The organism is Streptomyces sp. NBC_00328 (assembly GCF_036139655.1).
Lineage (GTDB): Bacteria > Actinomycetota > Actinomycetes > Streptomycetales > Streptomycetaceae > Streptomyces.
Genome location: NZ_CP108013.1, coordinates 1851503 through 1877229, shown reverse-complemented (window position 1 = coordinate 1877229; position 25727 = coordinate 1851503). Strand labels below are relative to the sequence as shown.

The following is a 25727-nucleotide window of genomic DNA, read 5'->3' as shown; positions in this document are numbered from 1 at the left end:
TCCTCCCGTTTTCCTAGGAGTCCATTGCGCCCCGAACTGTCCGCCTGGAGCCCGCCACCCGCCGACAGCCAGCAGCCACGGCAGGTGCGCCGCATCCTGAGTCTCTTCCGGCCCTACCGAGGCCGCCTCGCGGTCGTCGGCCTGCTGGTCGGCGCCGCGTCCCTCGTGGGCGTCGCCACACCCTTCCTGCTGAAGGCGATCCTGGACACCGCGATCCCTCAAGGGCGTACGGGCCTGCTGACCCTGCTGGCGCTCGGCATGATCGCGAGCGCCGTCCTGAGCGGTGTCTTCGGCGTCCTGCAGACGCTGATCTCCACGACCGTCGGCCAGCGCGTGATGCACGACCTGCGCACGGCGGTCTACGGCCGCCTCCAGCGCATGTCGCTCGCCTTCTTCACCAGGACGCGCACGGGCGAGGTCCAGTCCCGCATCGCCAATGACATCGGCGGCATGCAGGCGACCGTCACGTCCACCGCGACCTCGCTGGTCTCCAACCTCACCAGTGTGGTCGCCACGATCGTCGCGATGGTGGCCCTGGACTGGCGCCTGACCCTCGTCTCCCTGCTCCTGCTGCCGGTGTTCGTGTGGATCAGCCGCCGCGTCGGCAGCGAACGCAAGAAGATCACCACCCAGCGTCAGAAGCAGATGGCGGCGATGGCCGCCACCGTCACCGAATCGCTCTCCGTCAGCGGCATCCTGCTCGGGCGCACCATGGGCCGGGCCGACTCGCTGACGAAGTCGTTCGCGGAGGAGTCCGAGGGCCTCGTCGATCTCGAGGTGAGGTCGAACATGGCGGGACGCTGGCGCATGTCCGTCATCGGCATCGTCATGGCCGCCATGCCCGCCGTCATCTACTGGACCGCGGGCGTCGCCCTCCAGCTCGGCGGACCTTCGATATCGATCGGCACGCTCGTCGCCTTCGTCTCGCTCCAGCAGGGCTTGTTCCGGCCGACGGTCAGCCTGCTGTCCACCGGTGTGCAGATCCAGACCTCGCTCGCGCTGTTCCAGCGCATCTTCGAGTACCTCGACCTGCCCATCGACATCACCGAGCCCGAGAACCCCGTCCACCTGGACCAGGTCAAGGGTGAGATCCGCTTCGAGGACGTCGAGTTCCGCTACGACGACAAGGGCACCCCGATCCTCGACGGCATCGACATCACCGTCCCGGCCGGCGGCAGCCTGGCCGTCGTCGGTCCGACCGGCTCCGGAAAGTCGACGCTGAGCTATCTGGTGCCCCGGCTGTACGACGTCACGGGCGGGCGGGTCACCCTCGACGGGGTCGACGTCCGGGACCTGGACTTCGACACCCTCGCGCGCGCGGTCGGCGTCGTCTCCCAGGAGACGTACCTCTTCCACGCCTCGGTCGCCGAGAACCTGCGCTTCGCCAAGCCGGACGCCACCGAAGAGGAACTGCACGCGGCGGCGCGGGCGGCCCAGATCCACGACCACATAGCGTCGCTGCCCGACGGGTACGACACGGTCGTCGGTGAACGCGGTCACCGGTTCTCCGGCGGCGAGAAGCAGCGCCTCGCCATCGCCCGCACGATCCTGCGTGATCCGCCCGTGCTCATCCTCGACGAGGCGACCAGCGCCCTGGACACCCGCACGGAGCATGCCGTCCAGGAGGCCATCGACGCCCTGTCGGCCAACCGCACCACGCTCACCATCGCGCACCGGCTGTCCACGATCCGCGGCGCCGACCAGATCGTCGTCCTCGACTCGGGCCGAGCGGTCGAGCGTGGCACGCACGAGGAGTTGCTGGCGGGGGAGGGGCGCTATGCCGCTCTCGTCCACCGGGACGCCCAACTGACGCCGACAAGATGACGATATGCCGGGTTTGTTGGCAATAGCGCGTTACCGTGCCCGTTATGCAGATGAACACTCCGCCACGGAGCACGATTCGACTGACGCGCCGGGGCCGGGTCGCCCTCATCGCGACCGGCGCCGTCGTGGCGGCCACCGCCGTGGCGGTGCCGCTGCTGAGCATGGGGGACGACGACGCCCGCCCGACGTCGTTCGTCGTTCCGGAGGGCTGGCGCTCCGGACAGGTCTACGCGGCCGTCGACAAGGCCCTCCGGGTTCCCGCGGGAACCACCAGGAAGTCCCTGGCGAAAGCCCACCTCAGACTTCCGGACGACGCCAGGGGCAACCCCGAGGGCTATCTCTTCCCGGCGACCTATCCGATCGGCGGCAAGGCGACTCCGGAGTCCTTGCTGACGTTCATGGTCGACACCGCGAACAAGAGGTTCAACGGGGCGCCGATCGCCGCCGGAGCGCAGCGCAACGCGATGAACGTCTATCAGGCGGTCACCGTCGCGAGCATCGTGCAGGCGGAGGCGGCGACCGCGACGGACATGGGCAAGGTGGCCAGGGTCATCTACAACCGCCTGCAGCGCGGTATGCCGTTGCAGATGGACTCGACCATCAACTACGCGCTGAACCGTTCCACGCTGAGCACCAGCGAGGCGGACACCAGGCTCAACAGCCCGTACAACTCGTATCGGAGGATGGGCCTGCCGCCCACGCCGATCGCCAACCCCGGCGAGGAGGCGATGCGCGCCGCGGTCAATCCGCCGCCGGGCGACTGGCTGTACTTCGTCACGGTCAAGCCGGGCGACACGCGTTTCACGGCCGACTACGAGGAACACCAGCGCAACGTGGCCGAGTTCAACCGGCGGCACCGCAAGAGCGCGCCCCCCACGGCCGCACCGCCCACCGTGTCCGCCTCGTCCACCGCGCCCACTGCGTCCGCCTCGTCCAAGCTTCCCCAGGCGGCCTCTCCCGCGGTCACGTCCCCGGCTTCTCCGGCGGTCACGCCCGAGACCTCTGCCGCAGCCCCTCCCGTGGCTTCTCCCGAAGTCACGCTCTCGGTCACCCCCGCGGGCACCTCCGCGGTGACTCCCACGGTCATTCCCACGAACTGACAGGCGTACGGGCATCACACGGCGACCGGCGCGTTCGCCAGCAACTGCCTGATGTCCCGTACGGCCGCCCGGCCGGCCCGGTTGGCGCCGATGGTGCTCGCGGAGGGCCCATAGCCGACCAGGTGGATGCGCGGGTCGGCGACCGCGCGCGTTCCCTCGACCCGGATGCCGCCACCCCGCTCGCGCAGCCGCAGCGGCGCCAGATGATCGATGGCCGCCCGGAAACCGGTCGCCCACAGGATCACGTCCGCGTCCACACGCGTAGCGTCCGCCCACTCCACACCGTCCGGGGTGATCCGGTCGAACATCGGCCGCCGGTCCAGCACGCCGTCGGCCAGCGCCTGGCGGATCGCGTCGTTCAGCGGCAGCCCGGTGACCGAGACCACGCTCCGTGGCGCCAGCCCCTGCCGGACCCGCTCCTCGACGAGAGCGACGGCGGCCCGCCCGAACTCCTCGGTGAAGGGGCCCTCGCGGAAGACCGGGGGACGCCGGGTGACCCAGGTGGTCCCGGCCGCGTGGGCGGCGATCTCCATCAGATGCTGGGTCCCGGAGGCGCCACCGCCCACGACGACCACGCGGCGCCCGGCGAACCACTCGGGGCCCGGATACTGCGCCGTGTGCAACTGCCGCCCACGGAAGGTCTCCTGGCCCGGATAGCGAGGCCAGAACGGGCGGTCCCAGGTACCCGTCGCGTTGATCAGCGCCCGCGTCGACCACGTACGGTCGCCGGCTTCCACGAGCAGCCGGCCGCCGGTCCCCTCCCTGACGGTCCTGACGTCGACCGGCCTTTGCACGCGCAGGTCGAAGGTTCGCTCGTAGGCGGCGAAGTACGTCGAGATGACCTCGGAGGAGGGGCGGTCCGGGTCTGCGTCCGTCAGGTCCATGCCCGGCAGGGAGTGCATCCCGTGCACCTTGCCGTACGTCAGCGACGGCCAGCGGAACTGCCAGGCTCCGCCCGGGTGGGGCGCGTGGTCGAGCACGACGAAGTCACGCTCGGGCTCGAAGCCCGTGCGTCGCAGGTGGTAGGCGGCCGCCAGACCGGCCTGACCGGCCCCGACGACGACCACTTCGACCTCACGCGCGCTCACCCCGGTGCTGTTCACCCTTCTACGAACCGGACCGGGGTCCGGGATCTTCCCGCCGGGTACCTCGCTGTGAGCCACCTGACGAACGAATCGTGCCGCGTGCCGCGTGCCGCGTGCCGCGCGCCGTGAACCGCCGGTGGTCGGCAGCCGGTCGTCCACGACCCGCGCCGAGCCCCGTCGCCGCAAGCCGGGAGCCCCCGTATGGGAGAGGATTGAGGCATGTCCGATGCCTTCACCACGCAGGTCCTGAACATCTCCTCCGGCTCGTCGGAGACGGTCGTCGACCTCACCCGCGACTGCGAGGCCTTCCTCCGCGAGGTCGCGGCGGGCCGTGACGGCCTCCTGAACGTCTTCGTCCCGCACGCCACCGCCGGGATCGCCCTCATCGAGACCGGCGCGGGCAGTGACGACGACCTCCTCACCGCGCTCCACTCCCTGCTCCCCGCTGACGACCGCTGGCAGCACCGGCACGGCAGCCCCGGGCACGGCCGAGACCACGTCCTCCCCGCCATCGTCCCGCCGCACGCGACCCTGCCGGTGGTGGACGGGGCTCTGGAGCTGGGGACATGGCAGTCGGTGTGCCTGGTGGACACGAACCGGGACAACCCGAATCGCCAGGTGCGGCTGAGTTTCCTGGGCTGAGCGGTCGGCCCCGACGGCTGTGGTCGCGACGCCCGTCACCCGGGCAGGTCGGCAGGTCGCCGCGACCTCAGGAGCACAGGACGTGCACGAGCGCGTTCAGGGCTGTGTCGTCGAGTACGTCGCGGTGGGCGAGCTTGTTGCGGGACAGCCACAGGGTCCGCAGCCGGTCGGCCTCCGGCAGGGTGAGCCGCACGTGGCCCTGAAGATGAGCCCGCCACATCGCGCCGAGTTCCATTTCGGTCTGCCGACCGTAGAGAGCGGCGAGTTCGCTCCCGGAGACGCGTGAGCGGATCCCGATCACCTCGGCGAACTGCTCACGGGCCTCGTCCAGCAGGGGCAGCAGAGCGTGATTCTGCGCCAGCCAGATCCGGGTGCGCACGCTGTGCTCGTGATCGCTCCCGCCGTCGGGACGGCGGCGCAGCCGCTCGTCCCACCTGTCGAGCGTGCCCAGGTTCCATTCGGGGCGCAGGGCGGCGTTCGGATGGAGCAGGGCTGTGGTCGGCTCCGTCCTCCGAGGCCCGGGTACGGGGACCCGGCCGGGCGCTGGTCCGGCCGCGGTGAGCCGCAGCAACTGTGTGGGGAGGCTGTCAGGGAGTCCGTCCCACTCCACCGCCAGCCGCTCGGCCAGATCGAGGAAGGGCCCGCACACTTCGACCACGGTGGCCTGCGCCACCGCTTCGAGGAGTTGGTGCCGGGCGGCCGGACCGGACAGGCGGGGCCGGGCCATGGCGACCACTGTGGCGGTGTCCAGCCGACCGAGGGCACCCCACCACCAGTGCACGCCGATGTCCTCGCGCGCTATCTGCTCCGGCAGTTCCACGGGCAGCCCGTGTGACGTGGCCAGCACCAGCAACCGCGGGCGGCTTCCCGGAGGCAGGCCGGCCGCCTTGACCGTGGCGGACAGCCGCCGCAGCAGGTCGGTCGCCGCGGTCGGAGCCGGTTCCTGCCAACCACGCACCACGATCACCCGGGTCCCGTCGGGGCGGCCCGGAGCGGTGGTGAGGCGTTCAAGGAGTCCGTCGATTCCCGTGTGCTCCGGGCCCGTGCCGGAGGCCGGGTCGCCGAGCTCTTTGACGATCCGGTCCCCCAGGGTGTGGAGGCCGGGTTCCTCCGGCCGGCTGTCCTGTGCCGAGGCCGAGCGCGCTTGTGCGACCGTCGAGTTCTTCGTCGCCACGGCTGAGAAGGCGGACAGCCCGTCGTCGTAGTCCAGGATCGGGTCCATCCCGCCCCAGGGGTCCGCGGGCCCGGGAGGCGGTGCGGCCGGGCCGAGGCTGCCGGGCGCCACCCCGTCGCCGGGTCCGGGGACGAGGACGAAGTCCGCCAGCTCGTGGAGCAGTTCGTCCAGCAGGACTTCGGCGACGGCCGGTACACCGGTCGACCGGGCCTGGGGGAACAGGCAGAGGCAGCTCCTTCCCGACCGGAGGTCGCCCAGCAGCCGTCGCATCCACAACCGCACTCCGGGCAGGGTGGTCACCAGGTTCCCGGAGAGAGCGTGCGACACGAGAGTCACGACGACTCCGACAGGACCTGGAGCGCCCGGAAAGTGATCCTGTCCAGCGAGCAGCCCTCCGGGCCGTCGTCCAGCACGCCGTGTTCGAGCAGCCGGCTGACGAGCGATCCGACCTCCTCGATCCGCATCCCGGTGACCGCCGCGATGTCGGCATAGGCGCATCCCTCGCCCGGTTCCACGTACTGGCTCCACTCGGGCAGCACCTCTGTCAGACCGGTGTCGATTCCGACCCGCTCCAGGTGCCCACGGGCGAAGTCACGCTGCCCGATGAAGTACCGGGCGTCCTCCAAGGCCGCTTCCAGCGTGGAGCCCTCCCGGGTGATGCGGTGCACGGTCCGTTCCAGCAGGTGGGGCCAGCCACCGGTGAGTTCGATGACCCGCCGCCGTTTGTCCGGGGTGTCGAACGGACACTCGGGCCAGGCGCGGAGACTGTCCGCGGTCCAGCGTTCGGGACGTACCACACAGGTGATGAGGTCGTCCTTCTCGCCGAGCTCGGCCGGGTCCACCAGCAGGACGGCTGTCCGATGAGGCACTCCCCCCTCAGGCGGGGAGGTGTGGGCGTGCAGGGCCTGGGCCCAGTCGGCGGCCTCGGCGGCCCCGCGCCCCCGGACGTCGGCCAGGATCAGGAACGGTCGTCCCTCCGCGTCCTTCGTCAGAGACTGGGGCACGGCTCCGGGCGCCGCCTCCCGGAATTCCAGTCCGCGCGCGGTGGAGTACGACTTCACCGCGCCCTTCACGAGCGCGGGGCCGTGGGCCTGGGTCAGGCACACCGCGGCCACTCCCGGCGCCGTCACCTGGTGAAGCTGATGCTCCGTCAGGGGGCTGTAGCGGGCGATGCCCTCGCGGTCCGGCCCGACGAAGCGCCTCGAGAAGCGCGGGTTGTAGTCGTAAGGGAGGTCGAACTCGGTTTGCCGCAGCTCGAGTTCGAGGTCCTCTCTGGTCCCCAGCATGCTGACGACGTTCGGGCTGCGGACGGCGTAGCGACGCGCGTCGGCCAGCTGGATGAGCAGGCCCAGGCCGACCATTTCGTCCAGGTAGATCCGTACGTCGCTCGCGGTGAGCGAACTGAACCCCTCCCGCCAGCGCTCCTTGGCCGCCCTCAGCAGTTCGTCGGCGTCGTAGCCACCCCGATAGCGGTCCTTCTGGCTGCGCAACGCGATCACCAGGGCGAGGACCCGGTAGCGGTCCTCGAGGTTGATGGTGATGCGCAGCCGTTCGGCGATGTGCCGGTGGACCTGCGCGGATCCGGTCACGGACCGGACGTCCTCGTCCGTGACCGTGATCGGCCACTTCGCCGAGGCCAGGGACTTCCCGCGGAGGGTGGCGACGAGCCGTTCGCAGAAGATCTGGACCAGGCACGCCTGGTAGTTCGTCGCCGCGAGTACCCGCCAGACCAGCTCGGGCCGTTCGAAGCGGTACCCGAAGGCCGCCATCGGCTCGACGACCAAGCGCTGCGCCTCGGCCGGTTTCAGTGTACTGATCAGTACATCGGGGCCACCGTGTGTCAGGGGCACATTGGAGAGATGGCTGAAGCGTTGGACTTGGTGCAGACCCGCAAAGACGATCTTGAAGCGACGGTCGGTGCGGTCCATCAGCCCCTTGAGCCGGAGCACGTTGGAGAAGGTGGCGTCCCCGCCCTTCCCCCGTACGGCCTTGGAGTCCGCGGTCAGGAAGGCGTCGGCCTCGTCGGCGAGCACCAGCACCCGCCTGTCGTGGCTTTCCTCCAGCCACCGCTCCACCCTGTCGAGCATCGTGTCCGGGGTGTGGCCGGAATCCGCGGACTCGCTCAGCACGCCCACGCGCTTCAACTCGTCCTCGAGCACGGCCCAGATGCGTTCCGCCGGTTCGGCCTCACCCACTCCACGCGCTTTGAGGTCGACGTAGATGGCCTTGTGGCCGGGAGTGCCGGGAAACGACGCCTGCACCTTGCGCAGGAGAGCGGACTTGCCCAACTGGCGTCCGCCGTAGAGGAACAGAGCGCCGAGCGGGTCGGTGACGGCGGCGATCTCCTCCTGCCGGCCGTAGAAGATCTCCGGTGGGACGAGCCCGGCCACGAAGGGCGTGTACGGGTTGTACGCCGTCCAGGGCAGGGTTACCCGCTGAGTGGCCCTGAAGGATCTCGGGGAGCGCGCCGCGACCCAGCCGAACACGGCGGGATCCACCACGAGCGCCTGCTGGGAGGAGGCGGTGCGCGCGCGTGCCGCCATCTCCCGGCGCCCGTTGAGCCCGAGCGGATACAGGTAGAGGATCAGGCAAGCCCCGGAGTCACTGCTGTCCAGCAGTTCCAACGGGCTGCGGCCGCGCTGTTCGTCGGAGACCACGAGGATCGTGTACGAGGATGCGGCCGACCCCAGTGCGGCCACGTAACCGGGAGCCGTTTCGCTCGCCCGCGCTCGGGCGCTGAGCCGCAGAACACCGCGCACCTCGTGCCGCTGGTCCCGGACAGGCGTCTGGGGGCATTCCAGCCCGAGCACGCGAAGGACCGACGGGATGTGGCGCTGCCACTCCGAGCCCCGGGTGGCGGGGCGGCACAGCGCTTCCCACGAGTCCAGTCCGCTCTTGGCGCCCTCGGTGAGGGGCTTCCCGTCCAGGTAGTGGTCGGCCCAGGGCCGGGCGGAGTAGCCCTGGGCGCCGGCTTTGCGCCCGACGGTCAGCTCGATGCCGGCGGTGAAGCGTTCCAGCTCCGCCCCCGAGTCGGTGATGCTCCAGTCGAGAAGGGGTTTGCCCTCGCGCAGCAGCGCCAGACACTCCTCGGCGGTGACGGTGTCCCCGGCGTCGAGCCGTGAGGTGAGGGCTTGCAGTTCCTCGGCCGGAGGGTTCAACGCCGTCAGGCTTTCGCGGAGGCGCTCCACGTACCGCTGGACCATCGCCCGCATCTCGCCGTCGAGGACGCCGATTCCGGCGCAGGCGCGGCCGAACGCGCCCTCGGGGGCGGGCCGGCGCAGCTCTTCGAGGCGGCCGACGAGCTCTCGCTCCGTCTGCATGTCGAGCTGCTGGATGCGCAGTTCGGCGAGAAGTGCGCTCGCTGTGGCGTGCGCCGTGCGGTGAACGGCGCGCCAGCGCGTCCACTCGGGGTCGCGCAACTGCCGCCAGTCGCGAGGAACGGCTTCCAGGCCCTCCGGGACGGCGGGGACGAGGTCCTGTTCCAGCGAGGAGACCAGGGCGTCGGCGAGATGCAGGTCGCCCCGCTCGAGGTACCTCCGGAGGACCGCGCGCACGTCGACGGGCTCCAGCAGCGTGAGCATCGCCTTCCCGAAACCCTCCTCGTCGGGCAGGGGAGCCCCTTCGGCCGACCGCGGGAGTTCCGGCGCCGCGAGGAGGGCCTCCGTCCGAGGCTGGTCCGTCACCCGCACGGCGTCGGGGTCACGTGCGGGGACCGCGGTGCCGGGTGACCGGTCGCCCTCGAGCAGCCAGGTGCGCAGCCGCAGCAGAGCCGCCCCTTCGACGCCCCGCGGGGGCGCTTCGTGACGTACCTGGTCCAAGGCGTGGCGGAGGCCGGTCGTACTGTCCGCCCGTTCGTCGACGGCGGGGGCGGCCAGCGCCCGGGCACGGGACAACAGATCGGACACCTGCTCGATGCTGCGCAGGAGAGCCCGTTTGGCGGCGGCCTCGATCGGTTCCTTGGCCTGCTTGGGCGTGCGGATCTCGGCGTCGGCCTCCTCGATCATGCGTTCCGCGGAGCCACGCTTGCGGAAGAGCTCCCAGATCTGGTCGAGGGCGGCCGCTCCGGCAGTGCCGTTCGCCCAGTCGCTGACTCCGTCCAGGGCCTTCCCCAAGGGCTGGTCCGAGCCGATAAGCCGGGTTCTGACCTGGGTCGCGCGGGTGTAGCCGATGCGCTGGCGTCGTAGCGCGTCACGCAGCGCGGCGGCCTCGGAGGCGAGTTGGTCCGCGGTGAGTCCCACCATGCTGTCGGTGGTCAGGCGGGTCGCGGTCAGGTCGAGGCGGTGGTAGCGGCGCAGTGCGTGGACGGCCCGCTCGAGGAGCTTGCCCCAGTTCCCGGGCACGGTGGAGGCGAGGTCCGTCTGGATCAGGAGGTCGTTGGGCCAGCCGGCCAGCAGACCGGCTCGCAGCGAGGCCACGGCGGCGAGAACCAGAGCGGGCCGGTCGGCCTGGAGCAGATGGACCTCCGGGTCGAAGCCGGTCATCACGGCCACGGCCTCCCCCTCGTCACCACAGGCGAAGGCGGCCTCGGCGAAAGCGAGGCAGGCGGTGCGGTGCGGGAGCTCGGCCGAGCCCAGCGTCGTCCAGTAGGCCTCCTGGAAACGGCCCTGGCCGATCAGCCGGGCCACTGCGGCTTCGCCGTCGCCGGGCGTCGTCAGCGGCTTCCAGGGCAGGAAGGACGACTTTGCCGTGGCCGCCGGATCGAGGCCAGGGTCGTCCGCGGCCGCCGGAGCGGCGGAGGCTTCGGCGTCGGTCCCGTCCGGCAGCGGGGCCTGCGCCCCTGCCGCGAGCGGACCGGTTCGGTCGGTGGCAACCGGCTCGGGAACGTTCGCCGCCTCGTACGCGGGGTCGGCCTTCACCTCCGGAGCGGGGACGGGTTCCTCCGCAGGCTGCACCGGCGCGGATGCCGTGGCCGGGTCGGCCTGCGGCGATCGGGCGGCGGCCGGCACCACGTCCGGGACCGCTTCGGGCTCCGGCTGCGAGTCCGACTGCGACTGCGAGTCCGCATCCGAGTCCGAATCCGTATCCGAGGGTTCGGTCGGCACCACGATCGGGGTGCTCTCGACCGTGGGCTCCGGGACCACGTCAGGAGTGTGGTCCCGCTCCGCTGTGGGATCCGCAGTCGGTTCCGTCGCCGGCCGGGGTCCCTCGCCCGGATCGATGGCCCCTGCCTGTTCGGGTATCGCGGCGAGCAGAGCGCGGTCCGGCGGAAGGGCGGCATGGGCCCCTGCCGCGGCGAGTTCGCTGATGCGCGTCTCCAGCGCGGTCAGCGACTGTTGCAGCGGTATGCGGTGCGGTGCGTCGGACGCTGTCCTTTCCAGTAGGACGAGAAGGTCCTCGCGGTCCTCGTTCAGTCCGCGCAGTTCCTTGGCACGCTCTGCCGCGGCGTCCCGCAACTCCTGCACGATCTCGTCGAGTTCGGCGAAACCCGCTTCCCCGGCCCACTCCAGGCCGTTGACAGCGAGCCTGTCCGTGATCCTGGACCGAACCTGCCGCCATTCCTCCAACTGCACGGCCAGCAGGCCGGGAACGCCCCGTCCCGCCCGGACCTGCCGCAGTGTCTCCTCCAGCACCCGGCCCAGTTCCGCGGACCGCTCGCTCAGCACCTGGCGCGACGCGAGCAGTTGCTCGGCGGTGATCTCCAGGGTCAACGACTCGCCCCTTCCCGCGGGTGTGGCATCCGGCTCGGTGGTCTCCTCTGCGGCGTCGGATCCGTCCTCGGTCCCGGCAGCCGGGCGGCACGCTCCGTCGCCCCGCTCGCACCTGCAAGGTGCCCCGGCGGCCGACGCGGCCGCCCACAGGTCGTCCCAGTGGTCCCCGACCGAGCCGCCGTCGGCGACGGGACTGTCGGAGAGGCCGTACAGGGTTATCTGGGCGAGCACGGAATCGACCTCTCGCAGCACCTCTCGCAGATGCTCCGTGGCGGGTGCCGACAGTTCTTCCGCCGGATGTCCGTAACACCGCTCCAGGCGGAACAGCGTCCAGTCCGTCGCGTGTTGCACGATCGCCGCGAGGCCGGCTGCGCCGGTGCGGCTGAGCCAGGTACGAGCGGCCAGGATCTCGCGGCGCCTCAGACGCGGCGGCTGCCCGTTCAAGGCGGTCGCGATCCCCGGAATGCGCGCCAACATGCCCGGAATCATGAGCAGTTCTCGGAGGGTGCGGTCGTCCAGTCCGGTCACCCAGGTGCGAAGTCCGTCCCCCTTGGTGTGCATGGACGGATCTTGCCAGAAACGTCCTCAGCCGCAGGCGATTTCGGCAGGATCCGGCAGTTTTGTTGAAAACCGCGACATTCGCCTTCGCCTGTCGCCTTCGCCTGACGGCTGGGCGGCCTGTTGCCGGAGCCACGGTCCGCTGGTCACCGGGGTGTGCCCGGTGACCCGTGGGACCAGGAGAGCGAGTGCGTCGGCGTTGCGTCCCGGCCACGACCACATGCCAACGCTCCGTGGATTCAGGCCCCGTAGGCCACGAGCGCCATCATCCCGGCCTCACTGTGGTAGGCGTTGTGGCAGTGCAGCATCCACAACCCGGGGTTGTCGGCGTCGAAGAGGACGGACACCTTCGACCTGGGCAGCACGATGGTCGTGTCCTTGCGCGGTCCGGTATCACCGAGCTGGTACGTGTGGCCGTGCAGGTGCATCGGATGCCACATGTTCGTGGCGTTGACGAAGTCGAGCCGGACCCGCTGGCCTTCCTGGACCAGCAGCGGGTTCGCGGTCGGGTTGGCCATGTCGAACCGCTTGCCGTTGATGGCCCAGTCGTACGCGCCCATGCTGCCGGTGAGCTTGACGCGCACGACCTGGTCGGGATCCTTCGCCTCCAGCCGTACGCCGTCGCTCGCGCGCAGCTGCCCGGCGGTCACCGTGCGGCCGTCCAGTTCCTTCGGTCGCACGGCCGGATCCGGCAGGCCTCCCGATCCGGTCCGCACGAGGGCCATGCCGGTGACGTCCTTGCCCTCGGCGAGTGCGACGAGCGGGAAGACGCCGGCGTCGAGGGTGACCAGTACGTCGTACCGCTCGCCCATGGCGACCAGCAGGGTGTCGACCTCCTCGTGCTCGACGGGGAAGCCGTCGGTGTGGGTGACGGTCAGTTTGTGGCCGCCGAGCGCCACACGGTACGCGGTGTCCGCGCCCGCGTTGACGAGCCTGAGGCGGACCCGCCTGCCGGGCGTGCCGTTGTAGACGGCCGGGTCGGTCGGCACGCGTCCGTTGATCAGGTGGTACGGGTAGTTCACGTCCCCCGCGTCACGGCCGAGCAGCGGACTGGCGGTGTCGCTGAGCCTGAAGCGTGTCGACGGGCCGTCGCCGGAGGACGCGGACGGGGACCCGGGGGTGGACGCGGACATCGGCATGGACGGGGACGGCGACCGCGAGGACGTCGCCCGGCTCGATCCCGTGCTGTTCATGTCCATGCCGGACATGTGATGGCTGAGCTCGGCGAAGACGTCGTCGGGCGTCCCGGTCACGCCGTCGAGCCAGTCGTCGAGGACGACGACCCACTCGTCGTCGTACGACAGCGGCTCCTTGGGGTCCTCGATGATCAGCGGCGCGTACATGGCGCGGTCGACCTGGACACCCACGTGCGGATGGAAGAAGTATGTGCCGGGCTTGTCGGCGACGAAGCGGTACGTGAAGTTGGAGCCCGCCCGCACCGGGTCCTGCGTGACCGGCGGAACGCCGTCCATGTCGCTGCGCAGCGAGATGCCGTGCCAGTGGAGGGACGTCGTGGTGGCACCGGGCAGCTGGTTGGACAGCTCGGCGGAGAGCGTGTCGCCGGCGGAGATGCGGATCTCCTTGCCGGGAACCTGGCCGCTGAAGGCCCAGGACTTGGTCGTCACGCCGCCGCCCAGGTCGAGCGTGGCGGGCGCGGCGGTCACGTTGAGGCTCACGACCCTGCCCGTGGCGCCGCGCTTCTTCTCCACGCGGGCGACCTGGGATCCGGTGGGGCTGAGGAGGGAGGGCGTTTCGGGGACGTCCTTGCCGCAGGCGGCGAGCAGGCCGGTACCTGCCGCTCCCAGGCCCGCGAGGACGGTGCGACGGTTGATGCTGTTCACGAAGAGTCCTCTTCTCGATGCGCGACAGGCGTTTCGGGACGGTCCACACGGCTGGACGGACGGCGTCAGGCGACGCGGAGAGCCGTGGGGACGTTGCCTATGTGCGCGACGGGAAGAGGAACTGCGGGCCGGGCGACCGATCCCGGCAGGGCGTGCGGTGGAGCCGGCCGCATCGCGCCGGCGACCGTGCCGGGGATGTCGTGACGGAGCGGTACGGCGGCCACGGGGCACGGTGTGACGACCGGGCCGCGAACCCGGCGGGCGGCGCCGTCGAGCCTGGCCCGGGGCAACCTTCGTACCGTCATCAGGGGCGTCCGCACTTCCTGCGAGCTAGGACCTGTCGTTCGGATCAGGCCCCGCGTCCCGTGGCATGATCCGAACGGCAGGCCCTAGGACCGCCACGATACCCTGGCCGGGTATGCGCGCCCCGGAACCGTCGATCAGGAATCGGTCGAATGGGACCGGAGCGGCCGCTACTTCGCCGGGATCTTCTGCTCGAACCAGACGACCTTGCCGCTGCTCAGGCGTGTCGCGCCCCAGCGCAGGGCGAGTTGATTGACCAGGAACAGGCCGCGACCGCTCTCGTCCCCGAAGCCGGCCTGCCGCAACCTGGGCACCTGGGGCGAGTCGTCGGTCACCTCGCAGCGGAGCACGTCGGTGCGCAGCAGCCGCAGCGAGAGGGGTCGCGAGGCGAACCGCACGGCGTTCGTCACGATCTCGCTGACCATGAGTTCCGTCGGGTCGACCAGGGATTCGAGACCCCAGCGGCGCAGGGCCCTGCGGGTCAGCCGGCGTGCCTGGCCCGCGGTCATCGGGTGGGGAGCCAGGTACCAGTAACCGACGCTGTCCGGCGGGAAGCCGTCGAACCGGGCGGCGAGCAGGGCGATGTCGTCGTCGCGGGACCCCGGGCCGAGGGTTCCCAGCACGTGGTCGCAGAGCACTTCCAGTGAGGCGAGTCCCTGGGCGGTGCTCTGGAGACGGATCCGCAGTGCCTCGACGCCGCTTCCGATGTCCGTGTCGCGGGACTCGACGAGTCCGTCGGTGTACAGCACCAGGGTCGCTCCGGTGGGCGCGGCCATCTCCACCGACTCGAAGACGACACCGCCGACGCCGATCGGGGCACCGGGCGGAACGCCCAGTACCTCGGCCCGGCCGTTCTCGTGGAGCAGTACCGCGGGCGGGTGGCCGGCGTTCGCCATCAGCAGGCGGTGCGAGATCGGGTCGTAGATCGCGTAGAGGCAGGTCGCGATGTGGTCGCTGCCCAGCCGTTGGGCCTGCTCGTCGAGATGGTGCAGGACCTCGTCGGGCGGAAGATCGAGACCGGCCAGGGTCTGCACGATGGTGCGCAGCTGGCCCATGATCGCGGCGGAGGTCATGGAGTGGCCCATGACGTCGCCGACGATCAGTGCGACGCGGTTGCCGGGAAGCGGGATCGCGTCGTACCAGTCGCCGCCGACCTGGGCGGTCTTCGAGGCGGGCAGGTAGCGGCTGGCCAGCCGGATCCCGGTGGGTTCGGGCAGTGACGACGGGAGCATGGTGTGCTGGAGGGTGTCCGCCACGGCGGCCTCGTGGCCGTACATCACCGCCTTCTGGACCCCGAGTGCCGTGTGCGTGGCCAGCTGCGAGGCGACGAGCAGATCGTCGCTGGTGAAGTCCGGGCGTTCGGCGCCCCGGAACAGGACGACCGTGCCCATGACGTGATGGCTGCCGCGCAGCGGCGCGATGATCAGACGGTGGCCCGGCGGCAGGGTGCACCGTGGGCCGGTCCCCGCGGCGAGCAGTTCGGCGACGGCGGGCGCGTTGCCCGGCGCGTCACCGAACGCGGGACGCCCGTCCCGCAGCAGCTCCGCGAGCCGGCCGCCGCCGGCCGGATCCACGCGCTCGGCGACCTCGGGGAACGGCGGTGGAGGCGGAGCCGAACCGGCGTGCGGGGCCGCGTCGGCGTGCGGCGGCGCCGCCGGCGCCCGTTCGGAGCTGTGCAGGCGGAGTACGACGGGTGCCGTCGACCGCTCCCTGCCCACCGGCAGCGGATCGTCGAGGTGGATGAAGACCGCGTCCGCGAACGCCGGTACGGCCGCCTGCCGCAGTTCCCGCAGCGTCTCGTCGAGGTCCATCCCGCGGGCGATCCGCCGCGTCGCCACGTCGAGATACCGGAGGCGGTCGGTCTGCGGCGGGCCGCCGTCCGCCGCCACGGCAGGCGGGAGCAGGCCCTGTGCCGGGGCGGTGCCCTCGTGGTGGGTGTGATGCTCGGTCACGCGTTCTGTCCCGTCCGGTGGGTGGCGCGGGTCCGCGGCTCGGACTCCGCCTCCTCAGTCACATCGCCGGCAGCACAGGAAGACCTGTTCCTCGGGCGGGACATCGGTCACCGCGGGGGCGTACGTGTACGAGGTCTCCTTGACGATCTCGAAGCCCGCCTCCTCGATGACCCTGTGCAGGTCCTCCCGCAGATAGCCGGAGACCCTGATCGTGTTCCCGAGGAACGGGATCGCGAAGTTGTCCACATCGGCCTCGACCATGGACAGGACGAACCGGCCGCCGGGCACCAGCAGATGACGGACGGTCCGCAGAGCGAGGGGAATCTCCGCGCGCGGCAGCATCAGCAGCGAGAAGAAGGCGGCGACGGCGTCGAAGCGGCCGAGGTCGCGCGGTCCGCCCGGGCGCAGGTCGGCCAGGTCCAGCTGATGGAACGTCGCGTCGGGGACGTAGGCGCTCGCGAGGTTCACCATGTTGCCGGAGAGGTCGACCCCCACGACCTCGAACCCGGCGTCCGTCAGCTGGCGTGCGGTCGGTACGCCCGTGCCGCAGCCGAGATCCAGGACCCGCGCCCCCTCGCCCAGTGATCCGATCAGCCACTCGCCCGCGGTGACCTGGCCTTCCTTGTGCGGAAAGGCTTCGTCGTAGCGGTCACCGATGGCGTCGAACGCTTCGGCCTGGCCTTCGCGGTCGAGCAGGATGCTCTCGTAATCAGTCCCGGGATTGCTGTTGATCACGAAAGGAACCTTTCATGGGGGGCTGTCGAAGTGGTCCGTGATGTGGATGAAAACGGCCATGACGGGATCTCCGAGCCATGTCGGTCGCTCAGGAGACGTCAATTCGAGACGATAGTCGTTCAGTGTTCGGCAGGATGCCTAAGTGTCCAAAAATGTTCGGCCCGCGGAACCGTTCCCTTGCCCTCTGCTCCGCCGCTGACAGCACCCGAACGGGCCGCGAACGGAAGCGAGTCGCCGCACCCGATGGCGTCGATACGGCTGGAATCCGTCCGGAGGAAACGGGTGACCTGATGCGGCTTCTGGCGCCAACTTCTGCCTGTAGGCAGGTGGAATGACGAAGTCGGCGCTCCATGCGCCGAGTTGTGAGGCTCTGGGCATTCGCACGTCCCGTTCTTCGGTGCCGGACCGTGCGGCCGTGGCGTGGGTGGCGGAGGCCGGTGTCCCCTCGCCCCTCCCGCCCGCGAAGTGACGCCCGCACGGCGGCTCCCCTCGGTCTGACCACTCTGCGGGACGCCCGGGCGTTCCGACCACTCTGCGGGGCGCCCGGTGCGGCCGGACGGTCCGTCTGCCCGTCTGCCCGTACCGAAATGTCGTATTCGTGGAAGGATCGAGTCATGCCCCACGTGGACCTGGAGGTCGCTGTGTCCGTGCACCGTGTCGGCCTGGTCGTCCACCAGGGGCGGACGGCGGCCCGCGATGCCGCCCGCGCCGTGCACGACTGGTGCGACGCGCGAGGAATCCGGTGCACCGAGATCGACGTCTGGGCCAAGGACCAGCGGCGTCGCGGCGGACGCGAGGAGGCGGAGGCGGCCGGCAACCCGGACCTCGTCGTCACGCTCGGTGGCGACGGCACCTTCCTGCGCGGCGCCCGGATCGCCGTCAAGAGCGGTGCGAACGTCCTGGGCGTCGACCTCGGCAAGGTCGGGTTCCTCACCGAGGTGCCGGCGGCCGACGTCACGCGGGCGCTGCAAGCGGTCCACGAGGGGAAGGCCATCGTCGAGGAACGGATGACGCTGACCCTGCGTGCCTCCCGGGTCCTGGAGGTCCCCGGATCGATGGAGGCCGTGCTCTGCTACGGGCGGGGGCCCGCCCTGCCGCCGCCGCAGGTCAGAGCCGACACGACGGAGGGTGACGGCTGGGGGGTGGCACTGGACGTCGCGGCCCTGAACGACGTCGTCCTGGAGAAGCTGGCCCGGGACCGTCAGGTCAGCGTCGGTGTCTATCTCGCCGGACGGCGGCTGGCCTCCTACTCGGCGGACGCCTTCGCCGTCGCCACCCCCACCGGATCGACCGCCTACAGCTTCGCCGCCGGCGGTCCCGTGCTCTCCCCGCACATGGACGCGGTCGTCTTCACCCCCATCGCGCCCCACATGACCTTCAACCGCAGCGTCGTCGCCGCGCCGGACGAGCCCGTCGCCCTGCGGGTGCTGCCCCACTCCGGCCAGGCCGCCGTCAGTATCGACGGCCAGCTGCGCGGAGTGCTCGACCCCGGCGACTGGATCGGGGTCTTCCGGGCTCCGCAGCGGGTCCGTCTGATCCGCCTGCACCCCACCGACTTCTACGGCAGGCTGCGCGACCGCTTCCGCCTCACCGACGCGCCGGCCACAGCCGCCGACGCCGAACCCGCCCCGTTCTTCCGCCCCGACACCCCCATCCCCCCGGACCTCGCCGAACTGCGCCTGCCGCCCCCTTCGGCGGCTCGCTGACGGAGGGGCGCGTCGCGCACGGGCGGGGGACTTTCCGGAAAGCCGTCGATCCGGGCGCGTCCCGTTCGACGTACGGGCGAGAGCGGGAAACCACGGACCCAAGGAGCACGGTCATGCCCAAGCTGCGCGTACACAACATCACGGTCTCGGTGGACGGTTACGCCGCCGGACCCCGCCAGTGCCTCGAGCATCCGCTCGGCGAGGGCTTCGAGGGCATGCACGAGTGGATGTTCGCCGCGATGCGCGACCTGGCCGACGGCAAGGGGGGAATCGACGTCGAGTACGTGGAGCGCAGCGAGGAGAACATCGGTGCCACCATCATGGGCCGCAATATGTTCGGGCCTCGGCGCGGACCGTGGGAGGACGAGTCGTGGACGGGCTGGTGGGGCCCCAACCCTCCCTACCACAACGACGTGTTCGTGCACACGCACCATCTGCGGCCCTCGGTCGTCATGGAGGGCGGAACGACCTTCCACTTCACCGACGAACCCGTGGAGACGGTTCTCGCCCGTGCCTTCGAGGCGGCGGCGGGCAAGGACGTCCGGATCGGCGGCGGACCGGGCACCGTCCAGCAGTACCTGCGCGCGGGACTTCTCGACGAACTGCACCTGGCCGTCGTCCCGCGGCTCCTGGGCCGGGGAGAGCGCCTGCTCGACAACCTCGGGGACGGGATCGACGGCTACCGGGTGGCGGAGCTGGTCGGATCACCGGCCGCGACGCACGTCCGGCTGGTCCGCCGCTGACCTGGTCGCCTTCCAGGCCCGGCCAGCGCCTGGGCCAGCGCCAGGATCAGGGCCAGCGCCAGGGCCAGGATCAGGCCCGGGTGCGGTGACGGGCGGTACGGCCGGCCTCCGTGGGCGAGCGGCGGGCTCAGTCCTTCCGCGCGGGCCTGCCCGGTCCGGGTGCGCCGACGCGCAGGCCGTCCGTCACCAGGTCCAGCAGACGGCGGGCGTGCGCCTGCCAGTCCCCGTGGCGGTCGAGCTGCCAGAGTCCGGCGACGGCGAGCAGGAAGTCGTCGGCGGTCACACCGGGCCGGATGGTGCCCGCTTCCTCGTTGGTCCGCAGCAGGAGTGCCACGGCCGAGCTCAGGGGCTTGTGGTCGAGCCTCGTGAGAACGCCCCGAGGCGTGCCGGTGCTCGTCCGCAGCGCTTCGGCCAGGCCCGCCTTGGCCATGGCGAACCGTGCGAGCCGGTCCGTCCACTCCCGCAGTGCCCGATCCGGTGGTCGGGTGGCGAGCAGATGCGCCGCCGCGTCGGTCACCTGCCGCACCTCGTGGCGGTGGATCTCCAGGATGAGGGCCTCGCGATGGTGGAAGTTGCGGTAGAAGGTCCCCTGACCGACCCCCGCCTTCCTGGCTATCGCGCTCAGCGGCGTGTCGGCGGAGCGGGTCAGCTCCGCCAGGGCCACGGCCAGGATGCGCTCGCGATTGCGTCGCGCGTCCGAACGCAGCGGTCCGTCCTGATCTGCCGGCGCCCCCGAGCCCGCGGGTGCGTCCTTGTCGGGGTGCACGCCTACTCCTTCCGGAACGACGGCCGGATCTCTCCCGGTGACACGGCCGGACCGCCCTCGGCGACGGGACGGCCGGCACGAGGCGGGCGATCGCGGACAACCGTGTGCCCAGCGCCTGCCGAAGCGGCCGGCCCGCCCCCGCGGTGGCCGAACCGCTCCGCGCGGTGTCCGGAACCTCTCGCCGACCGGCATTCTGGCGCACCCGGCGGAATTCCGGCCGGAGACTTCCGAAATGGCCGACGACGGGTTCCGGTTCAGGAACGCGGGGCCCCGCTCGCCAGCCAGTCGTACGCGGCCCGCGCCGTGAACCCGGCCTGGCCGCCGCGCACGAGCAGATCGGCCCGGGCGAAGGCGGGATCGTCGGCCTGCCCCGCGAGATAGGGGACGGCGATGCAGCGCATACCGGCCGCGCGCGCGGCGACAGCGCCCGGCGCGGCGTCCTCCAGCACCACGCAGTCCGCCGGGGCGGCACCCAGCCGGCGCGCCGCTTCGAGGAACACGTCCGGGGCGGGCTTGCCGTGCGCCACCTCGTCCGCCGACACGACGGTCGTGAGCCGGGAGTCCAGGCCCGTGCCGGCCAGGATCGCCTCGATGGCCTCGGGCGAGGAACCGGAGGCGACCGCCATCGGGACGCCGGCCGCGGCCAGCAGTTCCACGAACGCCCGCATCTCCGGGTACACGCGGGTGGAGGCACGGGCCAGTTCCAGGTAGCGGCGGTGCTTCTCGGCGAGCAGGGTTTCGAGCGGGGCCGTCAGACCGTAGCGCTCCTTCCAGAGCGCGACCGTCTCCTGGGTGCTGATGCCGACGTACTTCTCGTGCTCGGCCCAGGTGAAGTCGGTGACGCCCTGCCCGGCGAGGGTCCGGCGCCCGGCTTCGAAGTAGTTCGGCTCGCTGTCCACGAGCGTTCCGTCAAGATCGAAGATGACCGAAGTGCCGCCGAGGGTGCTCATGAGGCCAAGGATGCCCGGGAGTGATCCCACCGCGGCGCGGTCAGCCCTGTGCCGCCCGGCCGATCGACTCCACCAGCGGCAGCAGCCGGTGCGGGACCCGTTCGCGCAGTGCCACCTCGGTCCGGGTGCGGACCACGCCCGGCAGGCTGATCAGGGCCTGGATCACATCCTCCAGGTGGGCGTTGTCGCGCGCCGCGACCCGGGTGATCAGATCGCCGCCGCCGGTGATCGAGAACGCCTCGATGATCTCCGGTACGGCGGCGAGCGCGTCGCCCACGTCGTCCAGATGGCCCTGCGTGACCTCGATGTGCACGAACGCGAGCACGGGATGGCCGAGGGCCGCGGGGGACAGCGAGGGTCCGGTCCCGGTGATCACCCCGTCCCGCTCCAGCCGGTCGAGGCGGGCCTGGAGCGTGCCGCGGGCGACACCGAGGACGCGGGCGTATTCACGGACGCTGGTGCGCGGCTGCTCCAGGAGCAGCCGCAGGATGCGGGTGTCGAGCTCGTCCACGGGCATGGTCCGTTGGCCTCCTCGCGGCCGACAATGTTCCCCTTCGACTGTACCAATGGCGCAGTCGAAACCGAGCCGGTTGAGCCAGTTCCGGGCTGCCGCGTACCTTGTCCGTATCGATGGCGCTGCGCAGCGCCGGACGGCAAGGACGCCGTACCGGACCCGCGGCGCCTTTCGCATGTGCGCCGCGCATGCCGAAACCTGTGTTGAACTGCGAAGTGGGGGCGGGACGCCGAAGGTGAAGAAGATGTTCATGGCGCCGGATCCGGGACTTTTCCGGCTGCGGGTCTCGATCCGGGCGGTGCTCGGCATCGGCCTGGCGGTCACGCTGTGCCAGTTGGCCGGACTCTCGCTCCCCGCCTCGATCGCCGGCGGGCTCGCGGCGCTCCTCGCGATGTTCACGGTCGGCGACCCGACCGTGCGCGGCCAGGCCGGCACCACCGCGCTGCTCCCCGTGGCCGGTTTCCCGGTTCTCGTGGTGGCGACCTCCCTGCACGGGGCGCCGATGCTGCGGGACACGATCTGGCTCGCCGTGGTTTTCGCCGGGGTGTACGCCCGCCGCTTCGGCCCGCGCGGGCACGCGCTCGGCATCTTCGCGTTCATGATGTTCTTCACGACCCAGTTCCTGCACGCCGTGCCCGGCCAGCTCCCGCAGCTGTACGCCGCCGTCGCCCTGTCGCTCGCGGCGTCCTCGGCCGTGCGGTTCGGCGCCTGGTGCATCGAGCGGCGCAGCCCCCTGCCGGCCGCGCCCCTGCCGTTGGAGGGGCGCGGGCTGGCGCGCCCCGCCACCCGTCAGGCCTTCCAGGCGACCGCGGCCTGCGCCTTCGCGCTCGCCGCGGGCCAGTTGCTCTCGCACGACCGCTGGTACTGGGCCGTCGGCACCGCGTGGTGGATCTTCGTCAACACGGCCTCGCGCGGCGAGACGCTGGTCCGCGGCTTCCGGCGCGTGGTCGGCACGTTCGTCGGGATCGGGGCCGGGCTCCTGGTCGCCGTACCGCTGCACGGCGCGCCCGTGCCCACCGCCGCCCTCGTCGCGGTGAGCGTCTTCGGGATCTTCTACACGGCCGCGCTCTCGTACAGCTGGATGATGTTCTTCGTGACCGTCATGGCGGGCTTGCTCTACGGGCTGCTGGGCGTCCTGCATCCGGGACTGCTGGCCCTCCGGCTCGCCGAGACCGGTGTCGGCGCGCTCGGTGCCGCACTCGCGGTGGCGCTCGTCCTGCCGATCACCACGCACACGGTCACCGACCGCTGGATCGAGCGCGCCCTGCGTGCCGTGCACGGCTGTACCTCGGCGGCCGCCCGGCGGCTCGCGGGTGACGCCCAGGCCGACCCCGCGCCGCTCGCGGGGGAGCTCGAAGCACTCCTGGGGCGTGTACGGATGGCTCTCGCACCCCTGGTGCATCCGCTCAACCCGATGCGGCAGCGCAAGGAGCGGGCCCGCGCGATCCTCGCCCTGCTGGACGACTGCGCCCGCGAGGTACGAGGTCTCGCCGCCGTCGCCGCCGACCCGGACGCCTCGCACGACGCCCGCCTCACGGCGGCCTGCCGACGGGTCGAGACCGCGATGGAGTCCCTGGTCGGCGCCGTGCCGGGGGGTGCTTCGGCAACCCACCACGGCGTCCCCGGCCACCACCCCGGTGCCGAGCAGGCGCTCGTGCACCTGCACGGACTGGAGCGGGCGCTCGTCGCGATGGCGACACCGCTGCGCGGACCGCGACGCGGCTCGCGGCTCGTCGGCGCCTGACGCCGTCGGGCTCTTCTCTCGGCCCCCTGGGATGCTCTCCGGCACCTCAGGGGGCCGTTTTTTCGTCTGTGGACACCGATGTGGACACCGATGCGGTGAGCTCCGCCGGCCACAGGCGCCCTCAAGATCCACAGAGAGGGCGTGGGTGCCCGCTGGACGGCCTCGCGGCGGTCTGTGGCGCCCAGCCTCCGACGCGCGCCGAGGATGCTCGTGGTGGCCGCCTCACGGGCTCCACGCACCCTCGTGTCCCCGCCGGCCGCCCGGCCCGCTTTGGTCTAGACCGCAGCGTCGTGACTGCTACCGTCGCCCCGACGACGCGGGACCGAGAGGGGACAGAAGTGGCGTACGGCGGCAGACGGCGACAGCGGGCGTTCATCGGGTCGTTCACGGCGGCGGGAGGCCTCGGTGTCCTCACGGCGGCCGTGGACCCGGACACCGGGGCACTGACCGTGCTGAGCGCCGTCGACGACGTACCCGACCCTTCGTATCTCGCGTTCGCGCCCGCGCACGACGTCCTGTACGCGGTCAGCGAGACCGCCGAGGGTGCGGTGGCCGCCTTCCGGGCGCACGGCGACAAGCCGGAACTGACCGGTCCGCCGACCCGGACCGGCGGCAGCGGCCCCACCCACCTCAGTGTCTTCGACGGACACGTCCTGACCGCGGACTACGGCTCGGGCAGCGTCAGCGCGGTACCCGTCCGCCCCGGCGGCGGACTGGCGCCCACCGCTTCCAGCGTGCTGCGGCACACCGGTTCCGGTCCGCACACACAGCGACAGCAGGGACCGCACGCCCACCATGTGCAGCCCGACCCCACCGGCCGCTGGGCGGTCAGCGTGGACCTCGGCACGGACTCGGTCCGGGTGTGCGCCCTCGACGGCGGAACGCTCACCCTGCACCGCGAGATCGCCCTGCGCCCCGGCTCCGGGCCGCGCCACCTCGCTTTCCACCCGCGGGGCGGGCACGCGTACGTCCTCAACGAACTCGCTCCGACCGTCACCGTCTGCCGCTGGGACGCCGCGGAGGGCTCGCTGCGACCCGTCGGCGAGACGCCGCTCCTCTCCGGTGTCCCGGACGGCGACGCGTACCCGTCGGGCATCGTCGTCTCGCCCGACGGCCGCTTCGTCTGGGCCGCCGTCCGCGGGCAGGACAGTGTCTCCGTGCTCGAAGTCGACGCGGGCGCCGAGGGGCTCACGCTCGTCGCCGAGGTGCCCTGCGGCGGCGTCTGGCCCCGTGCGCTGGCCCTCGACTCCTCGGGGCGCTTCCTCTACGCGGCCAACGAGCGCTCCGGCGACGTGACCTGGTTCACCGTCGAACCGGACACCGGCGTTCCGCGCCGAGGCGGCTCCGTCCAGGTGCCCGCCGCGTCCTGTGTGATCTTCGCCTGATCAGGCGGCTGATATCAGGCCGGGTACGCCCCGCGCCAACGGGAAAGGGCCCCTCCTGGTTCAGGAGCGGGCCCTTTCGATGTGCGGGCGGTACGGGTGGTGCGGGTGGGCGGCGGCCGACTAGAAGGCCGGCGCTCCCTGGGTCTGCGGCGGCGCGATGCCCAGCGCCGACGTGTACTGGGAGAGCGCGAGCTTGCCGATCGCCGGGTACGGGCCGAGGGCCTCGGCGGCGCTGCAGCCGGCCTCCTTGGCGGCCGCGTCGAGCAGACCCGCGTCGAGCTCCGGACCGATCAGGTACGGGGCGAGCGCGAGCTGCTGCGAACCGGAGCCGCGCAGCTGCTCGGCGATGGCCGCGATGGAACCCTCTTCGTCGAGCGCCGCCGCCATGACCGGCACGGCGAGCCGCGCGGCGAGCAGCATGCCGGTGATCCCGGCCGCCTGCACCGCGTCCTCGCCGCCGACGGTGGCGAGGACGATGCCGTCCGCGGCGGTCGCCACGGTGAACAGCCGGGCGCGGTCGGCGCGGGCCAGACCGGCCTCGGAGAGGCGCACGTGCAGGGCCTCGGCGAGCAGCGGGTGCGGACCGAGGACATCGGTCAGTTCGGCCGCGACACGGCTTTCCATGACCGCCTGGCGGATCCGGCGCAGCAGGGCGCCGTCAGGACCGGCGAGCAGCGGCACCACGATGCCGACAGGGCCGTCGGGCGCGGAGACGTCGGAACCGGCGGCGCGGGCCTGCTCGAAGCGCGCGGTGCGCTCCTCGGCGGCGTGGGTCAGCACGGACTGCAGCGTGGGGAACTCGTCGTTCCCGTCCAGGTAACCGATGCGGGCATCGAGGCCGGGGAGCTCGGAGCGGGCGATGCTCACGACCTCCTCGGCGAGGCTGCGCGTGGCGGCGCTGGGGGTGCCCGGCACCGCGAGGACGAGCGCGGGCGCGCCCTCAGGAGCCGCCAGGGGTTCCGGACGGCGGTGCCGCCCGGCTTGGCGGGGTCGCGGCATTCGTACTGGCAGGCCGGACGCGGGCCCAGTGGGGGAGCTCATGGCGCCGCATGTTACT

At 71.6% G+C, this 25727-nt stretch carries 16 protein-coding genes and 1 pseudogene; 7 read left to right on the top strand and 10 right to left on the bottom strand.

What is annotated here, in order from left to right; translation table 11 throughout:
- Window positions 1-24 precede the first annotated feature (24 nt).
- Window positions 25-1824: an ABC transporter ATP-binding protein gene (locus OG485_RS08085; RefSeq protein ID WP_328665335.1), complete on the top strand. Its 1800-nt coding sequence runs from the start codon at window positions 25-27 to the stop codon at window positions 1822-1824.
- Window positions 1825-1868: 44 nt separating this feature from the next.
- A pseudogene (gene mltG, locus OG485_RS08080) lies at window positions 1869-2696 on the top strand (endolytic transglycosylase MltG); the annotation flags it as partial.
- 242 nt (window positions 2697-2938) lie between these two features.
- Here the strand turns inward: mltG and OG485_RS08075 are convergent.
- The gene (locus OG485_RS08075) at window positions 2939-4027 is read right to left on the bottom strand and encodes an NAD(P)-binding domain-containing protein (protein WP_328665332.1); all 1089 of its coding nucleotides are present in this window, start codon (window positions 4025-4027) and stop codon (window positions 2939-2941) included.
- A 201-nt stretch (window positions 4028-4228) separates the two neighbouring features.
- Here OG485_RS08075 and OG485_RS08070 point away from each other — a divergent pair, with 201 nt between their 5' ends.
- Window positions 4229-4651 carry a secondary thiamine-phosphate synthase enzyme YjbQ gene (locus OG485_RS08070; protein ID WP_328665330.1) on the top strand — a complete coding sequence of 141 codons (423 nt, stop codon included), beginning with the start codon at window positions 4229-4231 and terminating at the stop codon, window positions 4649-4651.
- Window positions 4652-4718: 67 nt separating this feature from the next.
- On the opposite strand, the gene OG485_RS08065 is transcribed toward OG485_RS08070, so the two are convergent.
- The 5 genes from OG485_RS08065 to OG485_RS08045 all read right to left on the bottom strand — a co-directional run bounded on the left by OG485_RS08065 (window position 4719) and on the right by OG485_RS08045 (window position 16862).
- The gene (locus OG485_RS08065; protein WP_328665328.1) at window positions 4719-6161 is read right to left on the bottom strand and encodes a hypothetical protein; all 1443 of its coding nucleotides are present in this window, start codon (window positions 6159-6161) and stop codon (window positions 4719-4721) included.
- Window positions 6158-12034, bottom strand: coding sequence for a hypothetical protein (locus tag OG485_RS08060; RefSeq protein WP_328665327.1), 5877 nt, complete (start codon window positions 12032-12034; stop codon window positions 6158-6160). Before OG485_RS08060 ends, OG485_RS08065 begins: the two co-directional genes overlap by 4 nt.
- 236 nt (window positions 12035-12270) lie before the next feature.
- Window positions 12271-13872 carry a multicopper oxidase family protein gene (locus OG485_RS08055; RefSeq protein WP_328665325.1) on the bottom strand — a complete coding sequence of 534 codons (1602 nt, stop codon included), beginning with the start codon at window positions 13870-13872 and terminating at the stop codon, window positions 12271-12273.
- A 473-nt stretch (window positions 13873-14345) separates the two neighbouring features.
- Entirely contained in the window at window positions 14346-15986 is a 1641-nt protein-coding gene (locus OG485_RS08050) for an ATP-binding SpoIIE family protein phosphatase (protein WP_328674279.1), read from the bottom strand.
- A 195-nt stretch (window positions 15987-16181) separates the two neighbouring features.
- Window positions 16182-16862: a class I SAM-dependent DNA methyltransferase gene (locus OG485_RS08045; RefSeq protein WP_328665324.1), complete on the bottom strand. Its 681-nt coding sequence runs from the start codon at window positions 16860-16862 to the stop codon at window positions 16182-16184.
- Between the two features lie 641 nt (window positions 16863-17503).
- On the opposite strand from OG485_RS08045, the gene OG485_RS08040 reads away from it, so the two are divergent.
- Both OG485_RS08040 and OG485_RS08035 read left to right on the top strand, forming a co-directional pair.
- Window positions 17504-18568, top strand: coding sequence for an NAD(+)/NADH kinase (locus tag OG485_RS08040; protein WP_328674278.1), 1065 nt, complete (start codon window positions 17504-17506; stop codon window positions 18566-18568).
- A 113-nt stretch (window positions 18569-18681) separates the two neighbouring features.
- The gene (locus tag OG485_RS08035; RefSeq protein ID WP_328665322.1) at window positions 18682-19311 is read left to right on the top strand and encodes a dihydrofolate reductase family protein; all 630 of its coding nucleotides are present in this window, start codon (window positions 18682-18684) and stop codon (window positions 19309-19311) included.
- Between the two features lie 127 nt (window positions 19312-19438).
- Here OG485_RS08035 and OG485_RS08030 read toward each other — a convergent pair whose 3' ends face one another.
- The 3 genes from OG485_RS08030 to OG485_RS08020 all read right to left on the bottom strand — a co-directional run bounded on the left by OG485_RS08030 (window position 19439) and on the right by OG485_RS08020 (window position 21544).
- Complete coding sequence (locus OG485_RS08030; protein ID WP_443048671.1) at window positions 19439-20077, bottom strand: TetR/AcrR family transcriptional regulator; 639 nt, start codon at window positions 20075-20077, stop codon at window positions 19439-19441.
- Between the two features lie 254 nt (window positions 20078-20331).
- The gene (locus OG485_RS08025) at window positions 20332-21027 is read right to left on the bottom strand and encodes an HAD family hydrolase (RefSeq protein ID WP_328665320.1); all 696 of its coding nucleotides are present in this window, start codon (window positions 21025-21027) and stop codon (window positions 20332-20334) included.
- Between the two features lie 40 nt (window positions 21028-21067).
- Window positions 21068-21544: an Lrp/AsnC family transcriptional regulator gene (locus tag OG485_RS08020; protein ID WP_328455179.1), complete on the bottom strand. Its 477-nt coding sequence runs from the start codon at window positions 21542-21544 to the stop codon at window positions 21068-21070.
- A 241-nt stretch (window positions 21545-21785) separates the two neighbouring features.
- Here OG485_RS08020 and OG485_RS08015 point away from each other — a divergent pair, with 241 nt between their 5' ends.
- The gene (locus tag OG485_RS08015) at window positions 21786-23285 is read left to right on the top strand and encodes an FUSC family protein (RefSeq protein WP_328665318.1); all 1500 of its coding nucleotides are present in this window, start codon (window positions 21786-21788) and stop codon (window positions 23283-23285) included.
- A 338-nt stretch (window positions 23286-23623) separates the two neighbouring features.
- Entirely contained in the window at window positions 23624-24670 is a 1047-nt protein-coding gene (locus tag OG485_RS08010) for a lactonase family protein (RefSeq protein ID WP_328674276.1), read from the top strand.
- Window positions 24671-24790: 120 nt separating this feature from the next.
- Here OG485_RS08010 and OG485_RS08005 read toward each other — a convergent pair whose 3' ends face one another.
- Window positions 24791-25711: a sirohydrochlorin chelatase gene (locus OG485_RS08005; RefSeq protein WP_328665316.1), complete on the bottom strand. Its 921-nt coding sequence runs from the start codon at window positions 25709-25711 to the stop codon at window positions 24791-24793.
- Between the last annotated feature and the right edge of the window lie 16 nt (window positions 25712-25727).